The sequence below is a fragment of the Rhodococcus sp. 5A-K4 genome (assembly GCF_046097995.1).
Lineage (GTDB): Bacteria > Actinomycetota > Actinomycetes > Mycobacteriales > Mycobacteriaceae > Rhodococcus_F > Rhodococcus_F erythropolis.
This window is the reverse complement of the sequence record NZ_JBJURM010000005.1, coordinates 43,761-61,613: the sequence shown is the minus strand read 5'-3', so window position 1 is coordinate 61,613 and position 17,853 is coordinate 43,761. Positions and strand designations below refer to the sequence as shown.

Here is a 17,853-nt window from a genome sequence, read left to right as displayed (position 1 = left end):
CGGGGACAGTCGGTCATTTCAGTATGGGTAAGCGAACTTTTGTTTTGGGGAAATTGACCCAAATCGGACATTTGGGGGTTTCCTGCATGGATCGAAGATCGTGGGAAGATCGCGAGGTGAGGGCAGACGAGTTGCATCATGAGCCGCCGGGGTACCGCTGCCCGTTCTGTCGCTACGCGCTCGGTGAGTTCGACGAGTACAACGCGTCGACCGACCTCGTCGCCCGAACCGACAATGTAATTGCTCGGATTTCCCCGAAGTGGTGGCCGGACAACCCCGGCCACGTACTTGTGTCACCGATCGAACACTTCGAGCATCTCTACACTTTGCCCACGAGCGTCGGGCACTCGGTGTTCGACCTGGTTCAGGCTGTGGCTGTTGCAATTCGTGAAGAATACGGCTGTGACGGTGTCTCGACCAGGCAGCACAACGAACCGGCGGGCAACCAGGACGTCTGGCACCACCACGTCCACGTATTTCCGCGCTACGAGGACGATCGCCTGTACTCCCGGCATGGCGAAGCGTCGTACGTTTCACCCCAAGCTCGAGCGCCTTTCGGTGCACTTTTGCGCCCTCGGTTCCTCGAATTCTGATCCAATACGCACTCGGCCGAGTGCTGGGGCAGGCGGAGGAACCGGGTAGTGAATTCGCGAAATGGCCATTTCCGCGTAGGCGTCAGCGTATCGGCTCGAGATCACCTGGCGTCCATGTCTGGTCGAAGAATGGCTTGCCAGGGCCGTAGAGACGAAGGATCACGAAGTAGCCCTTTCCCGGCAGAGTTCGGAGCCAGTTCGTCTCGTCTGCAGCGTTCGGCTTGGTCGGCCCGAAGTAGATGTCGTGTGACCCGTCGGGGTTGATCGTTGGTTTGTCCATCGTGTTGACCGAGGGGAAGGGTTGTCCGTTGTCGAGGCCGGACGCGGTGACGCTGTCGTAGAGAGCAACTGACCAGAAAAGCGCCGCGGGCAAGTCCGGAGGTAGATGAAGTGAGTACGAGTTCCCCCCCGTCCAACCAGTTTCCTTCGGAATCTTTCATGGTCGCCGGGTACTTTGCGCCCTTGTCGACGATGTTCACGACCATGCCAGGTGAATTGGAGTACGCCGCAGTGAAGAACGCACCGCGCTGCTCGAGATTCGTGAATGTGCCGCTCGATTGGAACTCGGTATTCTCGCCGGCGAAAGTGTTGACCCACGGTTGATTTGGATAGTAGGTGCCCCCCGGTTCGAGCGCCAGCAAGCTGGTCACGGTCACCTTGGACATCTTGAATGCTGTGCGAGCGGCCTTGTCGAGAAGTTCTCGGTCGTCAGGAGTGGGATCGAATGCTTTTCCCTTTTCGATTCCGAGTGTGTGGAGAAAGCCGCGCAGGTCAAGGTCATAGGGGTCCACGGCCTCGCTCTGGATGAACCTGTCGAGCATCTCGAAGTAGGTGCCGTCCTGTGGAAAGAGCATGTTGCATTCCACCCCTGAAGCGCGAGGGAACTGCATGGGTAACGCGCCGTCCTTCTGTCCGAGGCGATATATGACGGTGCTCTCGATCCGGTTGACAGCGGGAGACAAATCGGCGGGATCGGCGAAGAACGCACGCCAGAAAAGGAATACGTTGTTCGTGCGTGAGCGGTAGATGTATCCCTCGGCCGGTTCCGGCCCGGAGTACCCGGGTGGCAGCAGCACGTATGTCGCACCGGATCCGGCGTCGGGCCCCGCCAAGCCGACATCACCTTTCCAAGTGTGTCCCTCGATAGTGGGGCCGACGATCGGACGTTGCCAGAAGTCGTCGAAAATCCCCTGGACTCCCGCCGGGGCCTCGACGACCAAAGGGCCGTATTTGTCGAGATCGAGATATCCCATGGCATAAACGACGTCGAAGTTCGGGGTTGTCACGAGAGTCTTTGCATCGATTCGGTTTTGCCATATCGGGAGGACGTTGTATCCGGCACCGAACGTCGATTCCGAACCCTCTTTCATCGCCCAGATGTTGATCGCCGGCAATGACCACAGATAGCTCTGTACGGCTCGTTGGAACACCAACTCGTTTCGCAACGAGATCGAAGTCTCGCGAGTCGGGAATCCGGTCTCGAACTTCGAGTCCGCCAAGTCGTCGTAGTGCCCCATCGTCGATCCTCTCGCTCGGTCGCGGCGTGGCAGTGCGCGCCGACTTCGACCACACAATCACGGTTGGAGCGCTGGGGGATCGCCCGTCAAGGATGAGAACTGCGCTCTGGCGAGCGGATCGACCGGGGATTCCGAAGGCGACACCTGGCCCTCCCCGAGCTTCCGGCGTGTACAAATCAGCATGTTTGTAAAACTTTTACCTTCAAAATCGTTGACAAAAGACCGCAATTTGTCCACTCTCTATACATAGATGTTGTTCGTGTCGCGGGTTGCCGCGCAGGACGCACTCACTGATCCGAACGAGAACTGGAGAATTCGATGGCGGCGTTGGTGTACACCGAGCCAGATGGTCGGCTCGCAACTTGGAGAGACCGGAAACGCTACTTATGGCTGTTGGCGCTGATTCCGTCATCGGCAACTTTCATCGCAGTGGGGCTTGTTACCGCCACCGGATGGAATGTCTTCTGGTGGACCGGCCCACTGATTGCGTTTGCTCTCATTCCCGTCATCGACATTCTGGCGGGTGAGGACGGGAAGAATCCGCCCGACGAGGTGATCGACGAACTCGAGAACGACCGCTTCTACCGGTGGTGCACCTACGCCTATCTGCCGCTGCAGTACACGGCCTTCTTCCTGTCCTGCTACATCTGGGCGCGTTGGGATCTGAGTGTTCTCTCCAATATCGGACTGGCGGTGACGATCGGCGTGACGGCCGGAATCGGCATCAACACCGCCCATGAACTCGGGCACAAGAAGGAGAGCGTCGAGCGCTGGTTGTCCAAAATCGTTCTCGCGCAAAGTGCTTACGGCCACTTTTACCTCGAACACAACCGTGGCCACCATGTGCGGGTCTCGACTCCGGAAGATCCGGCGACCTCGCGCTTCGGTGAGACCCTCTACGGATTCTGGCCGCGCAGCGTCGGTGGGGGATTGAAGTCGGCCTGGCATCTCGAGAAGACCCGCTTCGAGCGTTTGGGCACCACACACTGGAGCATCAAGAACGACGTGCTCAATGCCTGGCTCATGTCTGTAGTCCTGTTCGGTGTCGCGCTTGCAGTATTCGGGATCGGCATTGCGCCGTACCTCGTGATCCAGGCCTTCATCGGGTTTTCGCTGCTCGAAGCGATCAACTACCTCGAGCACTACGGACTCCTGCGTCAGAAAACCGCAAGCGGACGGTACGAGCGATGCACGCCGGCACACAGCTGGAACAGTGATCGCATCTGCACCAACGTCTTTCTCTATCACCTGCAGCGACACAGCGATCATCATGCGAATCCGACACGTCGCTACCAGGCGCTTCGCAGTATGGAAGAGGCCCCTCAGCTCCCGAGCGGCTACGCCAGCATGATCATGCTCGCAACAGTCCCGCCCCTGTGGCGCAAGGTGATGGACCACCGCGTTCTCGAGCACTACCGAGGTGACATCACTCAGGTCAACATCGCGCCGAAGAAGCGCGCCAAGATCCTCGCGGCCTACGGGGTGAATGCATGAACGCCTATATCTGCCCGATCTGCGACTACACGTACACCGAATCGACAGGCGCTGCGCGAGAGGGCTTTCCGCCTGGCACGCCGTGGTCGAGTATCCCGGACGATTGGTGTTGTCCCGACTGCGGCGTCCGCGAGAAGATCGACTTCACTCTCGTCACACAATCCTGATCGAAATACCCACCGGCGAAGGGAAAACCGATGTCCGAGACTGCCACTACATACAAATTGTTCCGCTGCCTCCAGTGCGGGTTCGAATACGACGAAGCGATCGGCTGGCCCGATGACGGTATCGAGCCGGGTACTCGCTGGGACGAGATTCCCGAAGACTGGTCCTGCCCTGATTGTGGTGCTGCCAAAGTCGATTTCGAAATGGTGGAGGTGGACCGCTGATGACAGCGGTCAGCGAGCCCGACACACGCACCGTCGTGATCGTGGGCACGGGCATCGCCGGTTCTGGTGCCGCGCAGGCCCTGCGCAAGGAAGGGTTCGGCGGCAGCATCATCCTGATCGGCAGCGAAACGGAGGAGCCGTACCGACGTCCGGCGCTGTCGAAGGAACTACTGTCAGGGAAAGCGTCGATCGATCGGGTTCGGTTGCGACCGCCGACTTTCTGGACCGAGCAGGGTATCGACCTTCGGATCGGCGTGACTGTCACGAGTATCGACACAGATTCCCGCACAGTATGTTTAGTCGACGGGGACAGCATCGACTACGACGTTCTGATTCTTGCCACGGGTGGACGGTCCCGACGGTTGACCGCGGAAGATTCTGAGCGCGTTCACTATCTTCGGGATATCGCAGACATGCGACACTTGCAATCCCAGCTGATCGAAGGATCCTCGCTACTGGTGGTCGGCGGTGGCTTGATCGGATCGGAGGTGGCATCAACGGCACGTGACTTGGGTTGCAGTGTGCAGGTTCTCGAAGCGCAACCGGTGCCCCTGTCCAGGCTGCTTCCACCGTCGATAGCGGAGAAGATCGCCGCGCTACACGCCTCGGCGGGCGTCGCCTTGCAGACGGGAGTCGACCTCGAGACGCTCACGACAGGTGTCGACGGCGTCACCGCACGTGCGCGTGACGGACGCGAGTGGACAGCGAACTTGGCCGTGGTCGCAATCGGATCCTTGCCCGATACCGATGTGGCTGCTGCTGCGGGTATTGCGGTGGACAACGGGATTACGGTAGACCGTTACCTCAGAACGTCTGTCGATGGTGTGTACGCGATCGGCGATGTGGCCAACGTGCCCAACGGTTTTCTCGGCGGCATGCACCGCGGCGAGCACTGGAACACTGCGCAGGACCACGCCGTCGCAGTTGCCAAGACCATTGTGGGGAAGGCGGAACCTTTCGAATCCGTCCCATGGAGTTGGTCGAACCAATTCGGCCGCAACATTCAAGTAGCTGGTTGGCCAGGCGCGGACGACACCGTGATTGTTCGAGGAGACTTGGACTCCTATGACTTCACTGCGATCTGCATGCGCGATGGAAATATCGTCGGTGCTGTGAGCGTGGGCCGGCCGAAGGACATTCGCGCCGTCCGAACCCTTATCGAACGCTCCCCGGACATCAGCGTCGACGTACTCGCCGATTCGAACAGGGATCTGACCGAACTTGCGGCGGGTCTTGTCGCCTCACCGGTGCTCTGAGTGCGCTCGTGACTTCTGTGGCTTGCGTGTCCACTGTTTTGACACCGAGCACGGGCGATGGAAATCTTCCCGATATGTCCACCGCTCGTGCCCGTGTCCCGTACCACGAGGCAGCTCGTCAACTCCTCCGTGCGTCAGCGCTCGACGCCACACGCGAACTCTTGACCGAGAAATCGTGGAACGACATCACGATGGCGCATATCGCGGAAGCTGCGGGTATGAGCCGGCAGACGTTGTACAAGGAGTTCACGTCCCGCCAGGGATTGGCGTCCGGATACCTCATCCGTTTCGTCGACGAGTTCCTCGAAGAGGTGGAACGCGAAGTAACGCTGCACCATTCGGACCCCCGAGGTGCGGTCTCGGCGGCCTTCCGTGCATTCTTCGACGCCGGTGCCCGGGATCCGATGGTGGTCAGTATTGTCGGTCCTCGTCCGCAACATGACCTGCTGAGCCTGGTCACCACCGACGGGACTCCACTGCTCGAACATGCGAGCGCGAGGTTGGCCGAGATCTTCATGACCAGTTGGGCGAACGTCGACCGCATCCATGCCGAGATGTTCGGCAGCACGATAGTGCGTCTGGCGATCAGTCACGTGACGTTGTCCTTCGGTACTCCCGATCAGATCGCCGAGAACCTGGGGGAGATGTTCGGGCCGTTCCTCGATCAAGTCATCGGTTCGGGCACAGTCGAACCGAACTGAGCCGACAGGATCGATACGGTTTCCGAGCTAGGACGGAAGTTCGATCGAGACTGATCGCCGTAGTTCTTTGGTGGGAAGTTTCGCCGATATGTGTGAATCCAAGTCCCGCTTCTCGGTAGCGTGCCGGACGTGCGTCGAGGTGCAGCCCGTGGGCGGCTCTCGTCAGATTCCGTCAACGGTAGAGGGTTTCGAAGATGAAGAGCTGCAATAAGTCTCGAGTGATGTCGACAGTTGCGCTAGTTGCAACATTTGTCATGGCCGGTGCAGGTGTGGCAATCGCCGACGAATCATCGTCAGGGTCTTCCGGCAGCGGATCGCTCGGTTCCTCCGGTGGGGCAGAGGTTGATCCGTTGACCTTCGACGGTTGGGGCACGTGCCCGATCGAGGATCTCGAGGTGACGACGTGCGCCAGCGTCGTAGTTCGCGGAGGGACCATGAAATTGGGCGCGCTCTCGGTGCCGATCCCGGACGGAAGTCTCAAGGTTGCGGGTGGCGTGAAATACGCGACCCAGCCGGACAACAGTTTCATCGAGACGTTCGTCGCCAAGCAGGACGGGTCCAACGGGGTCTATTCCAATCCGATTTCGGTACCCGGAGGTGCTCTCGGGATCGATACTCCGCTGGGACTGACTCAGATCAGCGCGACGGTGGAATCGGTGGGAGTCCCGGATCTGAAGGTTCTCGAGCAGGAACTCACCATGCCTGTTCGATTGAAACTGTCTAATCCGTTGCTCGGTGACGATTGCTACATCGGTTCGGTTTCGAATCCGATCAACCTTCACCTGACCACAACCGGAAACCCTCCGTCGGAACCTATCGGTGAGTTCCCCGGTGCAGTGTTCCCGGCAGTCCCACATTCGGATGCTGTGTTTGCGGCGCCGGGAGCTAGCGGATGTGGACCGCTCGGTGCGCTCAACTGGGCGGTGAATCTACGCGGGGGAGTGCCGGCGGCCAGCGGAAAGAACTCTCTCACCACGTCGAGCGACGTCTACGCGGTGGCTGCACGAAAGGTGCGACCGCCTGCCTGACGGACGCGCAGTCGCTGGAACGTAAAACGAGGGCCGACCCGTGGTGGGTCGGCCCTCGTTCTTCACAGTCAGGTCAGCTGACCTCGGGATCACGCACCGTGATGGTGCCGTCCCTTACTGCGTCGGCGATGCTGTCGTGCAGTTTCGGGCAGCCGTCCTTCAACGCCGTCGACTGCCCGGAAGCAATTGCCTCTTTGAAGGTGTGGCAACGCAGCGCCGGGTCGGAAGTCCACTGAACACTGGTGTGCTTGTACGTGTTCTTGCGAACAAGCACGCAGGCACCGCATGCCTTGCAGTCGACTTCCTGCAGACCCGAGTCGAGGTATTCGTGCTTGTCCTCGATCGTCTGGGCCGCGATCGCCTCGAGCCGTTCCGTTTGCCCGGCAAAGTCCGGTGCCTTGGCCCAGCGAGCCCACCGTGCGTCGGTTCCGATCGAGGCGCTCACGATTAGACCTCTGCTTCCTTCTTTGCCGCTTCTGCTGCAGCTTCCTTCTCGGCCTTCTGGCGTGCGAGGTTTTCCTCGACCTCGGCGTGCCAGGCTTCGTTTGCCTTGGTGGTGTCCACCTCGAACTCGAAGCGCTGCGTCATCTTCTCGGTGACGTCGGCCTTGTCCACGTAGAACTGCTCGTACCAGCGTCGTAGCTGGTAGACGGGGCCGTCTTCTTCGCAGAGAAGGGGATTCTCGATCTTGGTCTTGTTCTTCCAGATCGCGACGTCCTGCAGGAAGCCCTCGCTGATGCCCTCGGTGAACTTGCCGGCCAACTTGTCGGCCATCTCGTCGGAGACACCCGTCGGCTTCTTGACCGTCACGCCCCACTGCAGCACGAACGAGTCCGGGCTGATCGGGTAGTGGCAGTTGATCAGAACACTCTCGACCTCGTATCCGCTGTAGCTGTTCCACAGGGGATTGACCATGTACGACGGTCCGTAATACGCAGCTTCGGAGCGAAGAAGCGTGTCGCCGCCGTACTGGGAGGCCATTCCGATGTCGGGACGGCCGGTGGTGTTGAGGTACTGAGTGGCGATCTCACCTTCGAAGACGTTCTTGAAGTACGTCGGGAAGGCGTAGTGGATGTAGTAGAAGTGCGCCATGTCGACCACGTTGTCGATGATCTCGCGGCAGTTGGACCCCTCGATGACCATGGAGTTCCAGGTCCAGTCGGTCCATTCGTCGCTGTACGCACCCTCGATACGAGGAATCACGATCTCCTCGGGCGGCGGATTGCCCTCGGGGTCGTTCCAGACGAAGAGCTGACCGTTCTGCTCGAGGGTCGTCCACGCGCGGGTGCGTGCGAGCGGAGGCACGCGGCGGGCATAAGGAATGCCGGTGCACTTTCCGTTGCCGCCCCAGCGCCAGTCGTGGAAGGGGCAGGCGATGGAATCACCCTTGACCTCGCCTTGTGTGAGGTCACCACCCATGTGACGGCAGTATCCGTCGAGAACTTTGATGTCGCCCTTGCTGTCGGCGAACACCACGAGCTTCGTACCGAAAGCCTCGATCGCGTGCGGTTTGCCGTCCTTGAAGGTCTTCAGTAGACCCAGGCAGTGCCAACCGCGGGCGAAACGCGTTTGCACCGTTCCGACGTCGATCTCGCGAATCTGCGCCATTGTGACCTCACATCCCTTCTAGCTGTTAGTAGAACACGTTATAGAACTCGATCCGGTTCCGCCAGATTTTGGGGGCACTTGTTACAGCATTGCGGCCACAAACGGGACCTTTGTCAGCGTCTCGACAGAAAAGAGAACGTGTTCTAGTCTCAAGTGTAAGTGAACCAACCGATCGAGGAAGACGGGAGCGTCGAAGTGGGTAACCATGACAGCCACGAGGTGATGCAGAGGCTCGACGCACTACTGCCGGCACTGCGCGAGCGCGCACAGGAGACCGAGGATCTGCGTCGTATCCCCGACGAGTCCATCAAGGGACTCCAGGAAACAGGCTTCTTCCGCTTGCTGCAGCCGAAGCAGTGGGGCGGGTACGAAGCCGATCCGGTGCTGTTCTACTCCGCAGTCAAGAAGATCGCCAGCGCGTGCGGTTCCACAGGGTGGGTCTCCTCGATCATCGGGGTACACAACTGGCACCTCGCCCTCTTCTCTCAGCAGGCGCAGGAAGACGTGTGGGGCAACGACACTGACGTGCGCATCTCGTCCTCTTACGCTCCGATGGGTATGGGTGAAGTAGTCGAGGGCGGATACAAGGTCAACGGTGCGTGGGCGTGGTCCTCGGGTTGCGACCATGCCAGCTGGGCCGTTCTCGGTGGTCCGGTGTTCAAGGACGGCCGCGCAGTCGATTTCGTGAGCTACCTGATTCCTCGCGAGGACTACCAGATCGACGACGTGTGGAATGTGGTCGGCCTGCGTGGAACCGGCTCCAATACCGTTGTGGTCAAGGATGTTTTTGTTCCCAAGCATCGCGTTCTGAGCTTCCGGGCGATGAGCGAATTGACCGCCCCGGGCCTCGAGAAGAACACCGCGCCGGTCTACAAGATGCCGTGGGGAACCATTCACCCCACCACGATCTCGGCGCCGATCGTCGGAATGGCTTACGGCGCCTACGAAGCGCACGTCGAGCATCAAGGCAAGCGTGTTCGTGCTGCGTTCGCCGGCGAGAAGTCGAAGGACGATCCGTTCGCCAAGGTGCGTATCGCCGAGGCGTCCAGTGACATCGATGCCGCGTGGCGTCAGCTCTCCGGCAACGTCGCCGACGAGTACGCGTTGATCCTTGCAGGCGAAGAGGTTCCGATGGAACTGCGACTGCGCGCTCGACGCGACCAGGTGCGCGCCACTGGCCGTGCGATCGCCTCGATCGACAAGCTCTTCGAGAACTCCGGTGCCACGGCGCTGCAGAACGGCACTCCGATTCAGCGTTTCTGGCGCGACGCCCACGCTGGTCGCGTCCACGCCGCGAACGATCCCGAACGCGCATACGTCATGTTCGGAACCGGCGAATTCGGTCTGCCGATCACCGACACGATGGTCTAGAGGAGGCTCAGTGACAACCACCGAAGAAGCTCTCACCTACGAGTCCACTTCGCGGTTCGCGCAAGTGCGCCCCGATCTGAAACTGCACTTCCACGAGGCAGGCGTCGGAAACGACAAGACCATCGTGCTGCTGCACGGCGGTGGCCCAGGCGCGTCGTCGTGGTCGAACTTCGCCCGCAACATTCCGGTGTTGGCGAAGAACTTTCACGTCATCGCCGTCGATCAGCCCGGCTACGGGCAGTCCGACAAGCCGACGGAGCATCCGCAGTACTTCGTGCACAGTGCGTCGGCGCTCAATGATCTTCTGGATACGCTCGAGATCACCGGTCGCGTTGATCTGCTGGGTAATTCGCTCGGTGGTGGCGCTGCTGTTCGTTTTGCACTCGACTACCCGGACCGTGCGGGTCGCCTCGTTCTGATGGGCCCCGGCGGTCTGAGTGTCAACCTGTTTGCGCCGGACCCCACCGAGGGCGTCAAGAACCTCGGAAAGTTCAGCTACCAGCCCACACGTGAGAACCTCGAAGCATTCTTGCGGATCATGGTCTTCGATCAGAAGCTGATCACGTCGGAACTCGTCGACGAACGCTTTGCTGCCGCCAGCACTCCCGAGTCGCTGGCTGCGGCCAAGGCGATGGGTAAGTCCTTCTCCAGCGGTGACTTCGAGCTCGGCATGCTCTGGCGCGAGGCGTACAAGCTTCGACAGCGTGTGTTGCTGATCTGGGGCCGTGAGGATCGGGTCAACCCCCTCGACGGCGCACTGGTTGCGCTCAAGATGATCCCGCGCGCGCAACTCCACGTCTTCGGCGGTTGCGGTCACTGGGCGCAGCTCGAGAAGTTCGACGAATTCAACCGGCTCGCAACCGACTTCCTGCTCGACGGAGGTAAATGATGGGTATTCGATCTCTGGCGTACATGCGCATCGGGGCCACCGATATGGCCGCGTGGCGCGAATACGGACTCAAGATCCTCGGAATGATCGAGGGCAAGGGCGTCGACGCGGAATCGCTGTATCTGCGTATGGACGACTTCCCGGCGCGTCTTGTCATCGTTCCGAACGACACGGACCGTCTGCTCGTCTCGGGCTGGGAAACCGCGAATGCGGCTGAGCTGCAGGATATCCGTGACAGGTTGTCAGCAGCCGGTGTTCCGTTCAAGGAAGGCACGGCGGAGCAGCTCAAGGACCGTCGCGTCGTCGAGATGATCGCGTTCGAGGACACCTCGGGCAACTCCCTCGAGGTGTTCCACGGAGCTGCTCTCGAACACCGCCGGATCGTGAGCCCGTACGGGCACAGGTTCGTGACGGGCGAGCAGGGCCTCGGCCACGTCGTGCTCACCACCGATGACGACGATGCTTCGCTGCGGTTCTACCGCGACGTACTCGGATTCAAGCTTCGCGACTCGATGCGTCTGCCTCCGCAGATGGTCGGCCGGCCCGCGGACGGCGACCCGGCGTGGCTGAGGTTCCTCGGCTGCAACCCGCGTCACCACAGCTTGGCGTTCCTGCCGTTGCCCAACCCGACGGGCATCGTGCACCTGATGCTCGAGGTGGAGAACTCCGACGACGTCGGACTGTGCCTCGACCGGGCACTGCGCAAGAAGGTCAAGATGTCGGCGACTCTCGGCCGCCACGTCAACGACGAGATGCTCTCGTTCTACATGAAGACTCCGGGCGGGTTCGACATCGAATTCGGTTGTGAGGGGCTAGAGGTCGAGGACGAAAACTGGATCGCGAGGGAAAGCACGGCCGTGAGCCTGTGGGGTCACGACTTCACGGTGGGAATGAAGCCGTGAGTTCGCCCGACGCGTCGGTGAGTGCGGAGCAGGCTATCGATCCACGCCAGTTCCGCACGGTTCTCGGGCAATTCTGCACGGGTATCACCATCATCACGACAGTCGACGACGGTGAGCCGGTCGGGTTCGCGTGTCAGTCTTTTGCCGCCCTGTCACTCGACCCGCCTTTGGTGTTGTTCTGCCCCACCAAGGGTTCTCGGTCGTGGGCGGCAATCGAGCGGACCGGGAAGTTCGCCGTCAACGTGTTGGCGGAGGAACAGCAGGCGGTGTGTGCTCGTTTCGGGTCGCGTGAGCCGGACAAGTTCGCGGGTATCGATTGGACGCCATCACCGTTGGGGTCACCGATCATCGACAAGTCGCTTGCCCACATCGACTGTACGGTGGAAACCGTCCACGACGGCGGTGATCACTACGTCGTCTTCGGCCGTGTGTCGTCGATGAGTGAGATCAAGACCGAACGCCCGCTGCTCTTCTACCGCGGGCAGTACACGGGCATCGAGCCGGACAAGACTGTTCCGGCTACCTGGCGTGACGATCTGGAAGCGTTCCTGACGACCACGACAGAAGATACCTGGCTGTAGGGGCACCCCCGTGAGTGGTTAAGGAGTCCAGGGGCTCCTTAACCACTCACGGGGCCGGAGGCCCTACAGAGAAAAACAGGTATGACAGAAGTCGTCACCGAACGGCGTCAGCAGGATGCTACGACGCACTATCTTGTTGGATCGTCCGGCTCGCTTGACCGCCTCGATCACCGACGGCTGGACCTCGACCACCTGGTACCGGTCGGCCTCGACGGGCTCTCGTGAGAACGCCACCAAACCGAGCCGATGCAGGTTGTTCAGGTACGCGCTGATGCGGTCCAGATGACGACATCCCGCCAGTTCTCCGATCATCGACAGACCCTCGTCGATCATCTCCGAGCCGACGCCGAACGGCCGCGCCGTACGTACGTCCACGCTCGGTTGCGCACCTGAAGTGGCCAGCAACCGAAGAATTCGAGCTTCGTCCGGCGCGATCTCGTCGAGGATCCGGTCGTAGGCCGGGTGCAGATCGTCGCGATCGGTCACGTCCGCGGAACGGTCCAGCAACCTGTCGCCGCGTGCCCGCAGCGCCGCGAGAGTGGCTTCGACACTCTGTTTGCGATTGGTTCGAGTTGCCATTGCTGCCCGTAGGTTTTCGGTCCGCGAGCCGTCTCCGTTGGAGTTCTCGGCCCGACGTTCGGATTGAACATTGGCCGATTCAGCGGCCTCTGCCGCGGCTTCGGCGGCAGCCTGAACGATCTGCCGCGTCGCCTCCTTCGCCGTCCCGAAAGCCCAACCCGTCAGCTTGATCGACGTGAGCGTCGTCGTGGCAGTAAGCCCGACAAGGCTGCGGATCAGACGCTTTTCCACGGATTCGACCGGCGCGATGTCCGCAGCCCAGTCGTACGATTCCGCTTCGACGATCAGGCGATGGTCGTGCTCACTCATACTCATACTCCGACTCATACTCCGAATATTGCGAGGTGCAGGAAACCGGCAAACGAGCCCAGCACGGCCCCGTGTACGAACAACAGCCACTCGTCCTGTTTGACGGCTGAGCGTAGTAGTTCACTGAAATCTTCCGGTGAAAGGATGCTCATGCGTTCGGTGACGAAGACACGAATCTTCTCCGACTGGCTCTCGGCGAACTCCGCGTCCTCGAAGACCCTTGGGTACAGATCGAGCACTTCGGTGGTGGCCAGGCCGGGCAGACGCTTGTAGCTCTGCGAACCGACGGTCATCTTGACCACCGACTTTGCCCAGCCGGCGGCGTCGTCGACGGATTCGCGCAGTACCTGATCGAGCATCCGCCGCGTTCGGTCCGAGCGGGGACCTTCGAGGAGTTCGGTGCCGATGTTCTCGAGCGTCACGACGTGATCGGCCAGGGTTTTTGCGTACCCGGCGATGATCTCGGTGCGGCGTTTGAGGAAAAGTCCCTGCCGCCACGGCACCCAACGGCTGGGGGTGATCGGTTCGAAGATCATCGTGATTCCCAGGTAGTTCACGATGTACCCGATGATCACGCCACCGATGGGAAGCACCCACCACTGCGGAACCAGATGGAGGATTCCGACGAGCACGAAGCCCATCGGGAACCCGAAGTAGAAGCCGAAGTTCTGCATGAACCTGAGCTCTTTGTTGCCCATCGTGCGGAAGATGTCGTTGAGCAGTTTGGGATGCGAGGAGAGGTAGCGGATCACCATCAGCTTCGCGTCGATGAACTCGTCGATGTCCTCTTCGATGCGGTCGGTGATCATGCGCACGCTGGCCGGCAGATCGTCCTCCACCTTGCGGAAGACGGCTTCCTTCACCGACGTCGGAAGGTTGTGCCACAGCTGAGGATTCTCGGCCGTCATGATTCTGGTGACCACGCCGCGCACTTCACTGCGGGAGATGTTCACCAAGTGCTCGGCGATGCTGTCCGGGTCCAGGACGCGATAGAAATCGGCGATGCTTCCGACTTTCGCGAGGGATTTGTCGACGGCGATCGACGCCATCTTCTCCGCCCGCGAGGGGACGATGCCTTGCCAACCGAATCTGCCGTCGCTGGTGATCGCGGGGATCACCTGGACGCGCCGGGGGAGGAACGGGAAGAGCAGTTTGAGGCCGGGCACTTTGATCCCGTGGAAGTTGATCGGCGCAAACAGCATCAGGACGCCCGACCAATTGGTGATGTACCCGATGATTCCGGTGAACAAAGGAATGGTGATCAACTGTTCGAGCAAGTGGTCCGGCACCGTCGCACATCCTCCTCATATCCGAGAACCTCACGTTCGGACATGATTGCCGAAACTTCGCTCTTCGTGGGTGTTTCGTTGGCTACTGCTGCGCCTTCCCAGTTGCGTCAGCATAGAGGCCCGACAATTCGGGCTGTAGGTGGGTAGGAAGTTGATGTAACCTCACGTACATGGTCAGTATTGCGCACAACACGACGACGCCGGTTCTCTTCCGGCGCATCGTTTAGCAACTGCTGACCGAACCCTTTCAGCCCCGGGAGTTATCGCCCCGGGGCTTTCCTGTTTCGTCGCTCCGTGTGCGTCTCCCCTTGAATGATTTGGAGAGCTCTCATGAGCGTTGACCACCGCGAACTCGGGCGCGACCTGGAGTTTTTCGCCACCACCCCCATAGTCGGAGCCGGCCTTCCGCTCTGGTTACCGGACGGCGCCGTCATCAGGAACGAACTCGAAAAGTTCGCCGCCGAACAAGCAGTGCGCTCCGGTTGTCAGGGTGTCTATACCCCGGTTATGGCTAAGAAAGAGTTGTACGAGAGATCTGGTCATTGGTCCAAGTTCTCGGAAGACATGTTCCCTGAAATGAAGATAGGCGGAGAGTCATTTCTCCTTCGTCCGGCTAACTGTCCTCATCACGCTCAGGTATTCGCCGCTCGCGGTCGTAGTTATCGCGAGCTACCTTTCCGCGTTCGTGAACTCGGCCCGATGTTCCGTAGTGAACTCTCCGGAGTTCTCAGCGGATTGAGTCGAGTCCGACAGATCAATCTCGACGACGCACATGTCTTCTGTAGTCGTGAACAAGTGCAAGCGGAAGTGATCGTCGCGCTCGACGCGATCGAGCGCTGCTACTCGACTCTGGGGATTGCCGAACGGGGGTACCGACTCTCGATCAGAGGGGGAGAGGGGCAGTACCTCGGCACCGACGAGCAGTGGGTGGACGCCGAGGATGACCTTCGCGGGGCGCTGAATGCACGCTCGATCGAGTACGTGGAAGCGAAGGGGGAGGCAGCGTTCTACGGTCCCAAGATCGACGTCCAGGTGCGAGACGCGCACGGCCGCGAGGAAACACTCTCGACCGTGCAACTCGACTTCAATCAACCGGAGCGGTTCGACCTCGAGTACACCGCTGAGGACGGATCCAAGGCTCGCCCCGTCATGATCCATCGGGGCTTGCTCGGGTCGATGGAACGCATGACTGCGCTTTTGATCGAAAGGTTCGAAGGGCGGATGCCGCCGTGGCTGGCACCCAACCAAGTCTCGATTCTGCCCGTCGGCGACCGGCACCAGGTTGAGGCCGAGCGTTTGCGGGCCGATCTCGAGGCTCGCGATGTTCGAGTGGCGATCGCGCCTGACGGATCGTTGGGACGTCGCATCCGCGAGGCACGCACTCACCGTGACCCGTACATCGCGGTGATCGGGGACAACGAGGTGCACGGCGGCACCGTCGACGTTCTGGTCCCTGCGCGTGGTGGGCGGGCGGTCGTCGATGCGAGTGTGTTTGTCGCTCAGGTGGTCTCGGGCATCGAGGAGCGTGCCCTGCTTCCGGCAGACTTCTAGCCGACGGGTAATTCGTGGAGCGCGCGCACCAGTGGCGCGAGTTCGGGTGTTTTGCACGCCTCGTCGAGTGCGGCCTCGAGGGTGGCGTCGTGCGTCGGCCGTGCGCTTTCGAGAAGCTCGCGGCCGGCCGGCGTCAGTTCGGTGTAGATGCCTCGGCGGTCGTCGGCGCACAGGATGCGCGTCAGTAGTCCTCGATCTTCGAGTCGATTGACCAAGCGCGTCGTGGCGCTGCTGCTCAGTGCGGCAGCGCGAGCCAACTGGGCCATCCGCATGTGCCAGCCGTCCTGGCGGCTCAAAGCGTCGAGCACGGTGTATTCGACGACGGACAGTTTGTGCTCACGCTGGAGCGCGCGTTCCAGTTCGGTGTCGAGGGCGCCGTGCAGTGCTGCGAGCGTGCGCCACCCTTGCGAACGGATTTCGACGGCGTCGTCGGCGATCCCCATGTGATTCTCCTTGTCCGTTTCCTGCGACTCCAGGTTACCAGCTTGCGCATGTAGCGCGCGCGTGCAACTATTTATAGCGCGCCTGCAACTACTGCACACGCCCGCTAACGGCTTACGCGTAAATCTGTGAAAGGAACATCGAGATGCCATTGGGTCTCATTGCCCTCGCTATGGGCGGGTTCGGGATCGGCCTCACCGAATTTGTCATCATGGGCCTCCTGCCCGAGGTCTCGGCTGATTTCGAGGTCACCGAGTCCGTCGCGGGCTACCTGATCTCGGGCTACGCACTGTCGGTGGCGATCGGCGCGATCCTCCTGACCGCTGCCGTCACCCGCTTCGAGCGCAAGAAGGTCCTTCTCTCGCTCATGGTGCTGTTCATCATCGGCAACCTGATGTCCGCGCTCGCGCCCTCCTACGAGGTCATGATGGGCGGACGCATCGTTGCGGCACTGTGCCACGGTGCGTTCTTCGGGATCGGTTCGGTGGTTGCCGCCGATATGGTCGCGCCCAACAAGCGTGCCGGCGCCATCGCGATGATGTTCGCGGGCCTGACCATCGCCAACGTTCTCGGCGTTCCGTTCGGCACTCTGCTGGGCCAGCAACTCGGATGGCGCTCGACGTTCTGGGCCATCACCGTTATCGGCGTCATCGCGCTCATCGGAATTGCAGCACTCGTCCCGACGACGCCCGCCAGCACGACCGGCGGCGGATTGCGCGGAGAGTTGGGGGCATTCCGCAACAAGCAGGTATGGCTCTCGATCGCCATCACCATCCTCGGCTACGGCGGAATGTTCGGAGCGTTCACCTACATCGCCTTCACCCTCACCGAGGTCACCGGCTTCGCGACGTCCAGCGTTCCGTGGCTGCTCATCCTCTTCGGCTCGGGCCTGTTCGTCGGTAACTTCCTCGGTGCCAAGGCGGCCGACCGCTCGCTGACGAAGGCGCTGGTCTGGATTCTCGCGATCCTGACCGTCGTTCTGATCGTGTTCGCCGCTACCGCCGAGAGCAAGGTCATGACCGTGATCTCGCTGTTCTTCATGGGCGCCTTCGGTTTTGCGACGGTTCCAGGTCTGCAGATGCGGATCATGAACTACGCGTCGGCCGCACCGACCATGGCATCGGGTGCAAATATTGCCGCCTTCAACGTCGGCAACGCGCTCGGGGCATGGCTGGGCGGAATCACCATCGCCGCGGGACTCGGCTTCACCTCCCCGATCTGGATGGGGGCGGCGGTCACCGTCGCCGGTCTGCTGGTCCTGATCGTCGCGGCGAAGATCGACCGCCCGGCAGCGTCAGAGCAGTCGACGTCGAGCACCTCGCTGCACCCGACCGCCGCCTGAACCTGGCCATTGC

At 60.9% G+C, this 17,853-nt stretch carries 19 protein-coding genes and 1 pseudogene; 13 read left to right on the top strand and 7 right to left on the bottom strand.

All coding sequences use genetic code 11. From position 1 onward, the window contains the following. The first annotated feature begins 86 nt into the window (after window positions 1-86). Window positions 87-593 (top strand): HIT family protein, encoded by a 507-nt coding sequence (locus tag ACKAMS_RS08550; RefSeq protein WP_408988882.1) that lies wholly within the window; start codon window positions 87-89, stop codon window positions 591-593. Window positions 594-675: 82 nt separating this feature from the next. Here the strand turns inward: ACKAMS_RS08550 and ACKAMS_RS08545 are convergent, their stop codons facing one another. Together ACKAMS_RS08545 and ACKAMS_RS08540 are read right to left on the bottom strand one after the other, a co-directional pair. Next, window positions 676-966: a DUF1214 domain-containing protein gene (locus ACKAMS_RS08545; RefSeq protein ID WP_408988927.1), complete on the bottom strand. Its 291-nt coding sequence runs from the start codon at window positions 964-966 to the stop codon at window positions 676-678. A 616-nt stretch (window positions 967-1,582) separates the two neighbouring features. Further along, window positions 1,583-1,963 (bottom strand): annotated as a pseudogene (locus ACKAMS_RS08540) (DUF1254 domain-containing protein); the annotation flags it as partial. Between the two features lie 465 nt (window positions 1,964-2,428). Here ACKAMS_RS08540 and ACKAMS_RS08535 point away from each other — a divergent pair. The 6 genes from ACKAMS_RS08535 (at window position 2,429) to ACKAMS_RS08510 (ending at window position 6,978) form a co-directional block, all read left to right on the top strand. Then, entirely contained in the window at window positions 2,429-3,604 is a 1,176-nt protein-coding gene (locus ACKAMS_RS08535) for an alkane 1-monooxygenase (protein WP_003945652.1), read from the top strand. Further along, a complete protein-coding gene (locus ACKAMS_RS08530; RefSeq protein WP_081098331.1) occupies window positions 3,601-3,771 on the top strand; it encodes a rubredoxin in 171 nt (56 codons plus the stop codon). Before ACKAMS_RS08535 ends, ACKAMS_RS08530 begins: the two co-directional genes overlap by 4 nt. Window positions 3,772-3,801: 30 nt before the next feature. Then, on the top strand, window positions 3,802-3,993 hold the full coding sequence (locus ACKAMS_RS08525; protein WP_060938438.1) for a rubredoxin: 192 nt from the start codon (window positions 3,802-3,804) through the stop codon (window positions 3,991-3,993). Beyond that, complete coding sequence (locus tag ACKAMS_RS08520) at window positions 3,993-5,249, top strand: NAD(P)/FAD-dependent oxidoreductase (protein WP_408988881.1); 1,257 nt, start codon at window positions 3,993-3,995, stop codon at window positions 5,247-5,249. The genes ACKAMS_RS08525 and ACKAMS_RS08520 overlap by 1 nt, the downstream gene beginning before the upstream one ends. A gap of 74 nt (window positions 5,250-5,323) precedes the next feature. Further along, complete coding sequence (locus ACKAMS_RS08515) at window positions 5,324-5,950, top strand: TetR/AcrR family transcriptional regulator (protein WP_007734097.1); 627 nt, start codon at window positions 5,324-5,326, stop codon at window positions 5,948-5,950. 194 nt (window positions 5,951-6,144) lie between these two features. Further along, a complete protein-coding gene (locus ACKAMS_RS08510) occupies window positions 6,145-6,978 on the top strand; it encodes a hypothetical protein (protein ID WP_408988880.1) in 834 nt (277 codons plus the stop codon). A gap of 73 nt (window positions 6,979-7,051) precedes the next feature. Here the strand turns inward: ACKAMS_RS08510 and ACKAMS_RS08505 are convergent, their stop codons facing one another. Continuing rightward, on the bottom strand, window positions 7,052-7,423 hold the full coding sequence (locus ACKAMS_RS08505) for a hypothetical protein (RefSeq protein WP_007734099.1): 372 nt from the start codon (window positions 7,421-7,423) through the stop codon (window positions 7,052-7,054). Between the two features lie 2 nt (window positions 7,424-7,425). Further along, entirely contained in the window at window positions 7,426-8,586 is a 1,161-nt protein-coding gene (locus tag ACKAMS_RS08500; RefSeq protein WP_003945847.1) for a Rieske 2Fe-2S domain-containing protein, read from the bottom strand. Window positions 8,587-8,781: 195 nt separating this feature from the next. Between ACKAMS_RS08500 and hsaA the strand changes: the two genes are divergently transcribed. Genes hsaA through hsaB form a run of 4 tightly spaced genes read left to right on the top strand, consistent with a single transcriptional unit; the run spans window position 8,782 to window position 12,329 of the window. Further along, window positions 8,782-9,957: a 3-hydroxy-9,10-secoandrosta-1,3,5(10)-triene-9,17-dione monooxygenase oxygenase subunit gene (gene hsaA / locus ACKAMS_RS08495; RefSeq protein WP_031332838.1), complete on the top strand. Its 1,176-nt coding sequence runs from the start codon at window positions 8,782-8,784 to the stop codon at window positions 9,955-9,957. Window positions 9,958-9,967: 10 nt separating this feature from the next. Next, window positions 9,968-10,846 (top strand): 4,5:9,10-diseco-3-hydroxy-5,9,17-trioxoandrosta-1(10),2-diene-4-oate hydrolase, encoded by an 879-nt coding sequence (gene hsaD, locus ACKAMS_RS08490; RefSeq protein ID WP_182261264.1) that lies wholly within the window; start codon window positions 9,968-9,970, stop codon window positions 10,844-10,846. Continuing rightward, on the top strand, window positions 10,846-11,748 hold the full coding sequence (gene hsaC / locus ACKAMS_RS08485) for an iron-dependent extradiol dioxygenase HsaC (RefSeq protein ID WP_003945585.1): 903 nt from the start codon (window positions 10,846-10,848) through the stop codon (window positions 11,746-11,748). Before hsaD ends, hsaC begins: the two co-directional genes overlap by 1 nt. Further along, window positions 11,745-12,329, top strand: coding sequence for a 3-hydroxy-9,10-secoandrosta-1,3,5(10)-triene-9,17-dione monooxygenase reductase subunit (hsaB, locus tag ACKAMS_RS08480; RefSeq protein WP_003945677.1), 585 nt, complete (start codon window positions 11,745-11,747; stop codon window positions 12,327-12,329). Before hsaC ends, hsaB begins: the two co-directional genes overlap by 4 nt. Before the next feature lie 63 nt (window positions 12,330-12,392). Here the strand turns inward: hsaB and ACKAMS_RS08475 are convergent, their stop codons facing one another. Next, the gene (locus ACKAMS_RS08475; protein ID WP_019746907.1) at window positions 12,393-13,217 is read right to left on the bottom strand and encodes an Abi-alpha family protein; all 825 of its coding nucleotides are present in this window, start codon (window positions 13,215-13,217) and stop codon (window positions 12,393-12,395) included. A 14-nt stretch (window positions 13,218-13,231) separates the two neighbouring features. Further along, window positions 13,232-14,506: a DUF445 domain-containing protein gene (locus ACKAMS_RS08470; protein ID WP_019746908.1), complete on the bottom strand. Its 1,275-nt coding sequence runs from the start codon at window positions 14,504-14,506 to the stop codon at window positions 13,232-13,234. A 330-nt stretch (window positions 14,507-14,836) separates the two neighbouring features. On the opposite strand from ACKAMS_RS08470, the gene thrS reads away from it, so the two are divergent. Then, window positions 14,837-16,057, top strand: a complete 1,221-nt coding sequence (thrS, locus tag ACKAMS_RS08465) for a threonine--tRNA ligase (RefSeq protein ID WP_408988879.1) — start codon at window positions 14,837-14,839, stop codon at window positions 16,055-16,057. On the opposite strand, the gene ACKAMS_RS08460 is transcribed toward thrS, so the two are convergent. Beyond that, entirely contained in the window at window positions 16,054-16,500 is a 447-nt protein-coding gene (locus ACKAMS_RS08460; RefSeq protein WP_003945852.1) for a MarR family winged helix-turn-helix transcriptional regulator, read from the bottom strand. The two genes, thrS and ACKAMS_RS08460, sit on opposite strands and share 4 nt — an antisense overlap. 143 nt (window positions 16,501-16,643) lie before the next feature. Here ACKAMS_RS08460 and ACKAMS_RS08455 point away from each other — a divergent pair, with 143 nt between their 5' ends. Continuing rightward, window positions 16,644-17,840 carry an MFS transporter gene (locus tag ACKAMS_RS08455; RefSeq protein ID WP_020968434.1) on the top strand — a complete coding sequence of 399 codons (1,197 nt, stop codon included), beginning with the start codon at window positions 16,644-16,646 and terminating at the stop codon, window positions 17,838-17,840. Window positions 17,841-17,853 lie beyond the last annotated feature (13 nt).

Coding starts and splice junctions, on each gene's coding strand:
- ACKAMS_RS08455 (WP_020968434.1), top strand. CDS start 16,644: ATGCCATTGGGTCTCATTGCCCTCGCTATGGGCGGGTTCGGGATCGGC.
- ACKAMS_RS08500 (WP_003945847.1), bottom strand. CDS start 8,586: ATGGCGCAGATTCGCGAGATCGACGTCGGAACGGTGCAAACGCGTTTC.
- ACKAMS_RS08525 (WP_060938438.1), top strand. CDS start 3,802: ATGTCCGAGACTGCCACTACATACAAATTGTTCCGCTGCCTCCAGTGC.
- ACKAMS_RS08510 (WP_408988880.1), top strand. CDS start 6,145: ATGAAGAGCTGCAATAAGTCTCGAGTGATGTCGACAGTTGCGCTAGTT.
- ACKAMS_RS08550 (WP_408988882.1), top strand. CDS start 87: ATGGATCGAAGATCGTGGGAAGATCGCGAGGTGAGGGCAGACGAGTTG.
- ACKAMS_RS08475 (WP_019746907.1), bottom strand. CDS start 13,217: ATGAGTGAGCACGACCATCGCCTGATCGTCGAAGCGGAATCGTACGAC.
- ACKAMS_RS08535 (WP_003945652.1), top strand. CDS start 2,429: ATGGCGGCGTTGGTGTACACCGAGCCAGATGGTCGGCTCGCAACTTGG.
- ACKAMS_RS08460 (WP_003945852.1), bottom strand. CDS start 16,500: ATGGGGATCGCCGACGACGCCGTCGAAATCCGTTCGCAAGGGTGGCGC.
- ACKAMS_RS08530 (WP_081098331.1), top strand. CDS start 3,601: ATGAACGCCTATATCTGCCCGATCTGCGACTACACGTACACCGAATCG.
- hsaC (WP_003945585.1), top strand. CDS start 10,846: ATGGGTATTCGATCTCTGGCGTACATGCGCATCGGGGCCACCGATATG.
- thrS (WP_408988879.1), top strand. CDS start 14,837: ATGAGCGTTGACCACCGCGAACTCGGGCGCGACCTGGAGTTTTTCGCC.
- ACKAMS_RS08515 (WP_007734097.1), top strand. CDS start 5,324: ATGTCCACCGCTCGTGCCCGTGTCCCGTACCACGAGGCAGCTCGTCAA.
- ACKAMS_RS08520 (WP_408988881.1), top strand. CDS start 3,993: ATGACAGCGGTCAGCGAGCCCGACACACGCACCGTCGTGATCGTGGGC.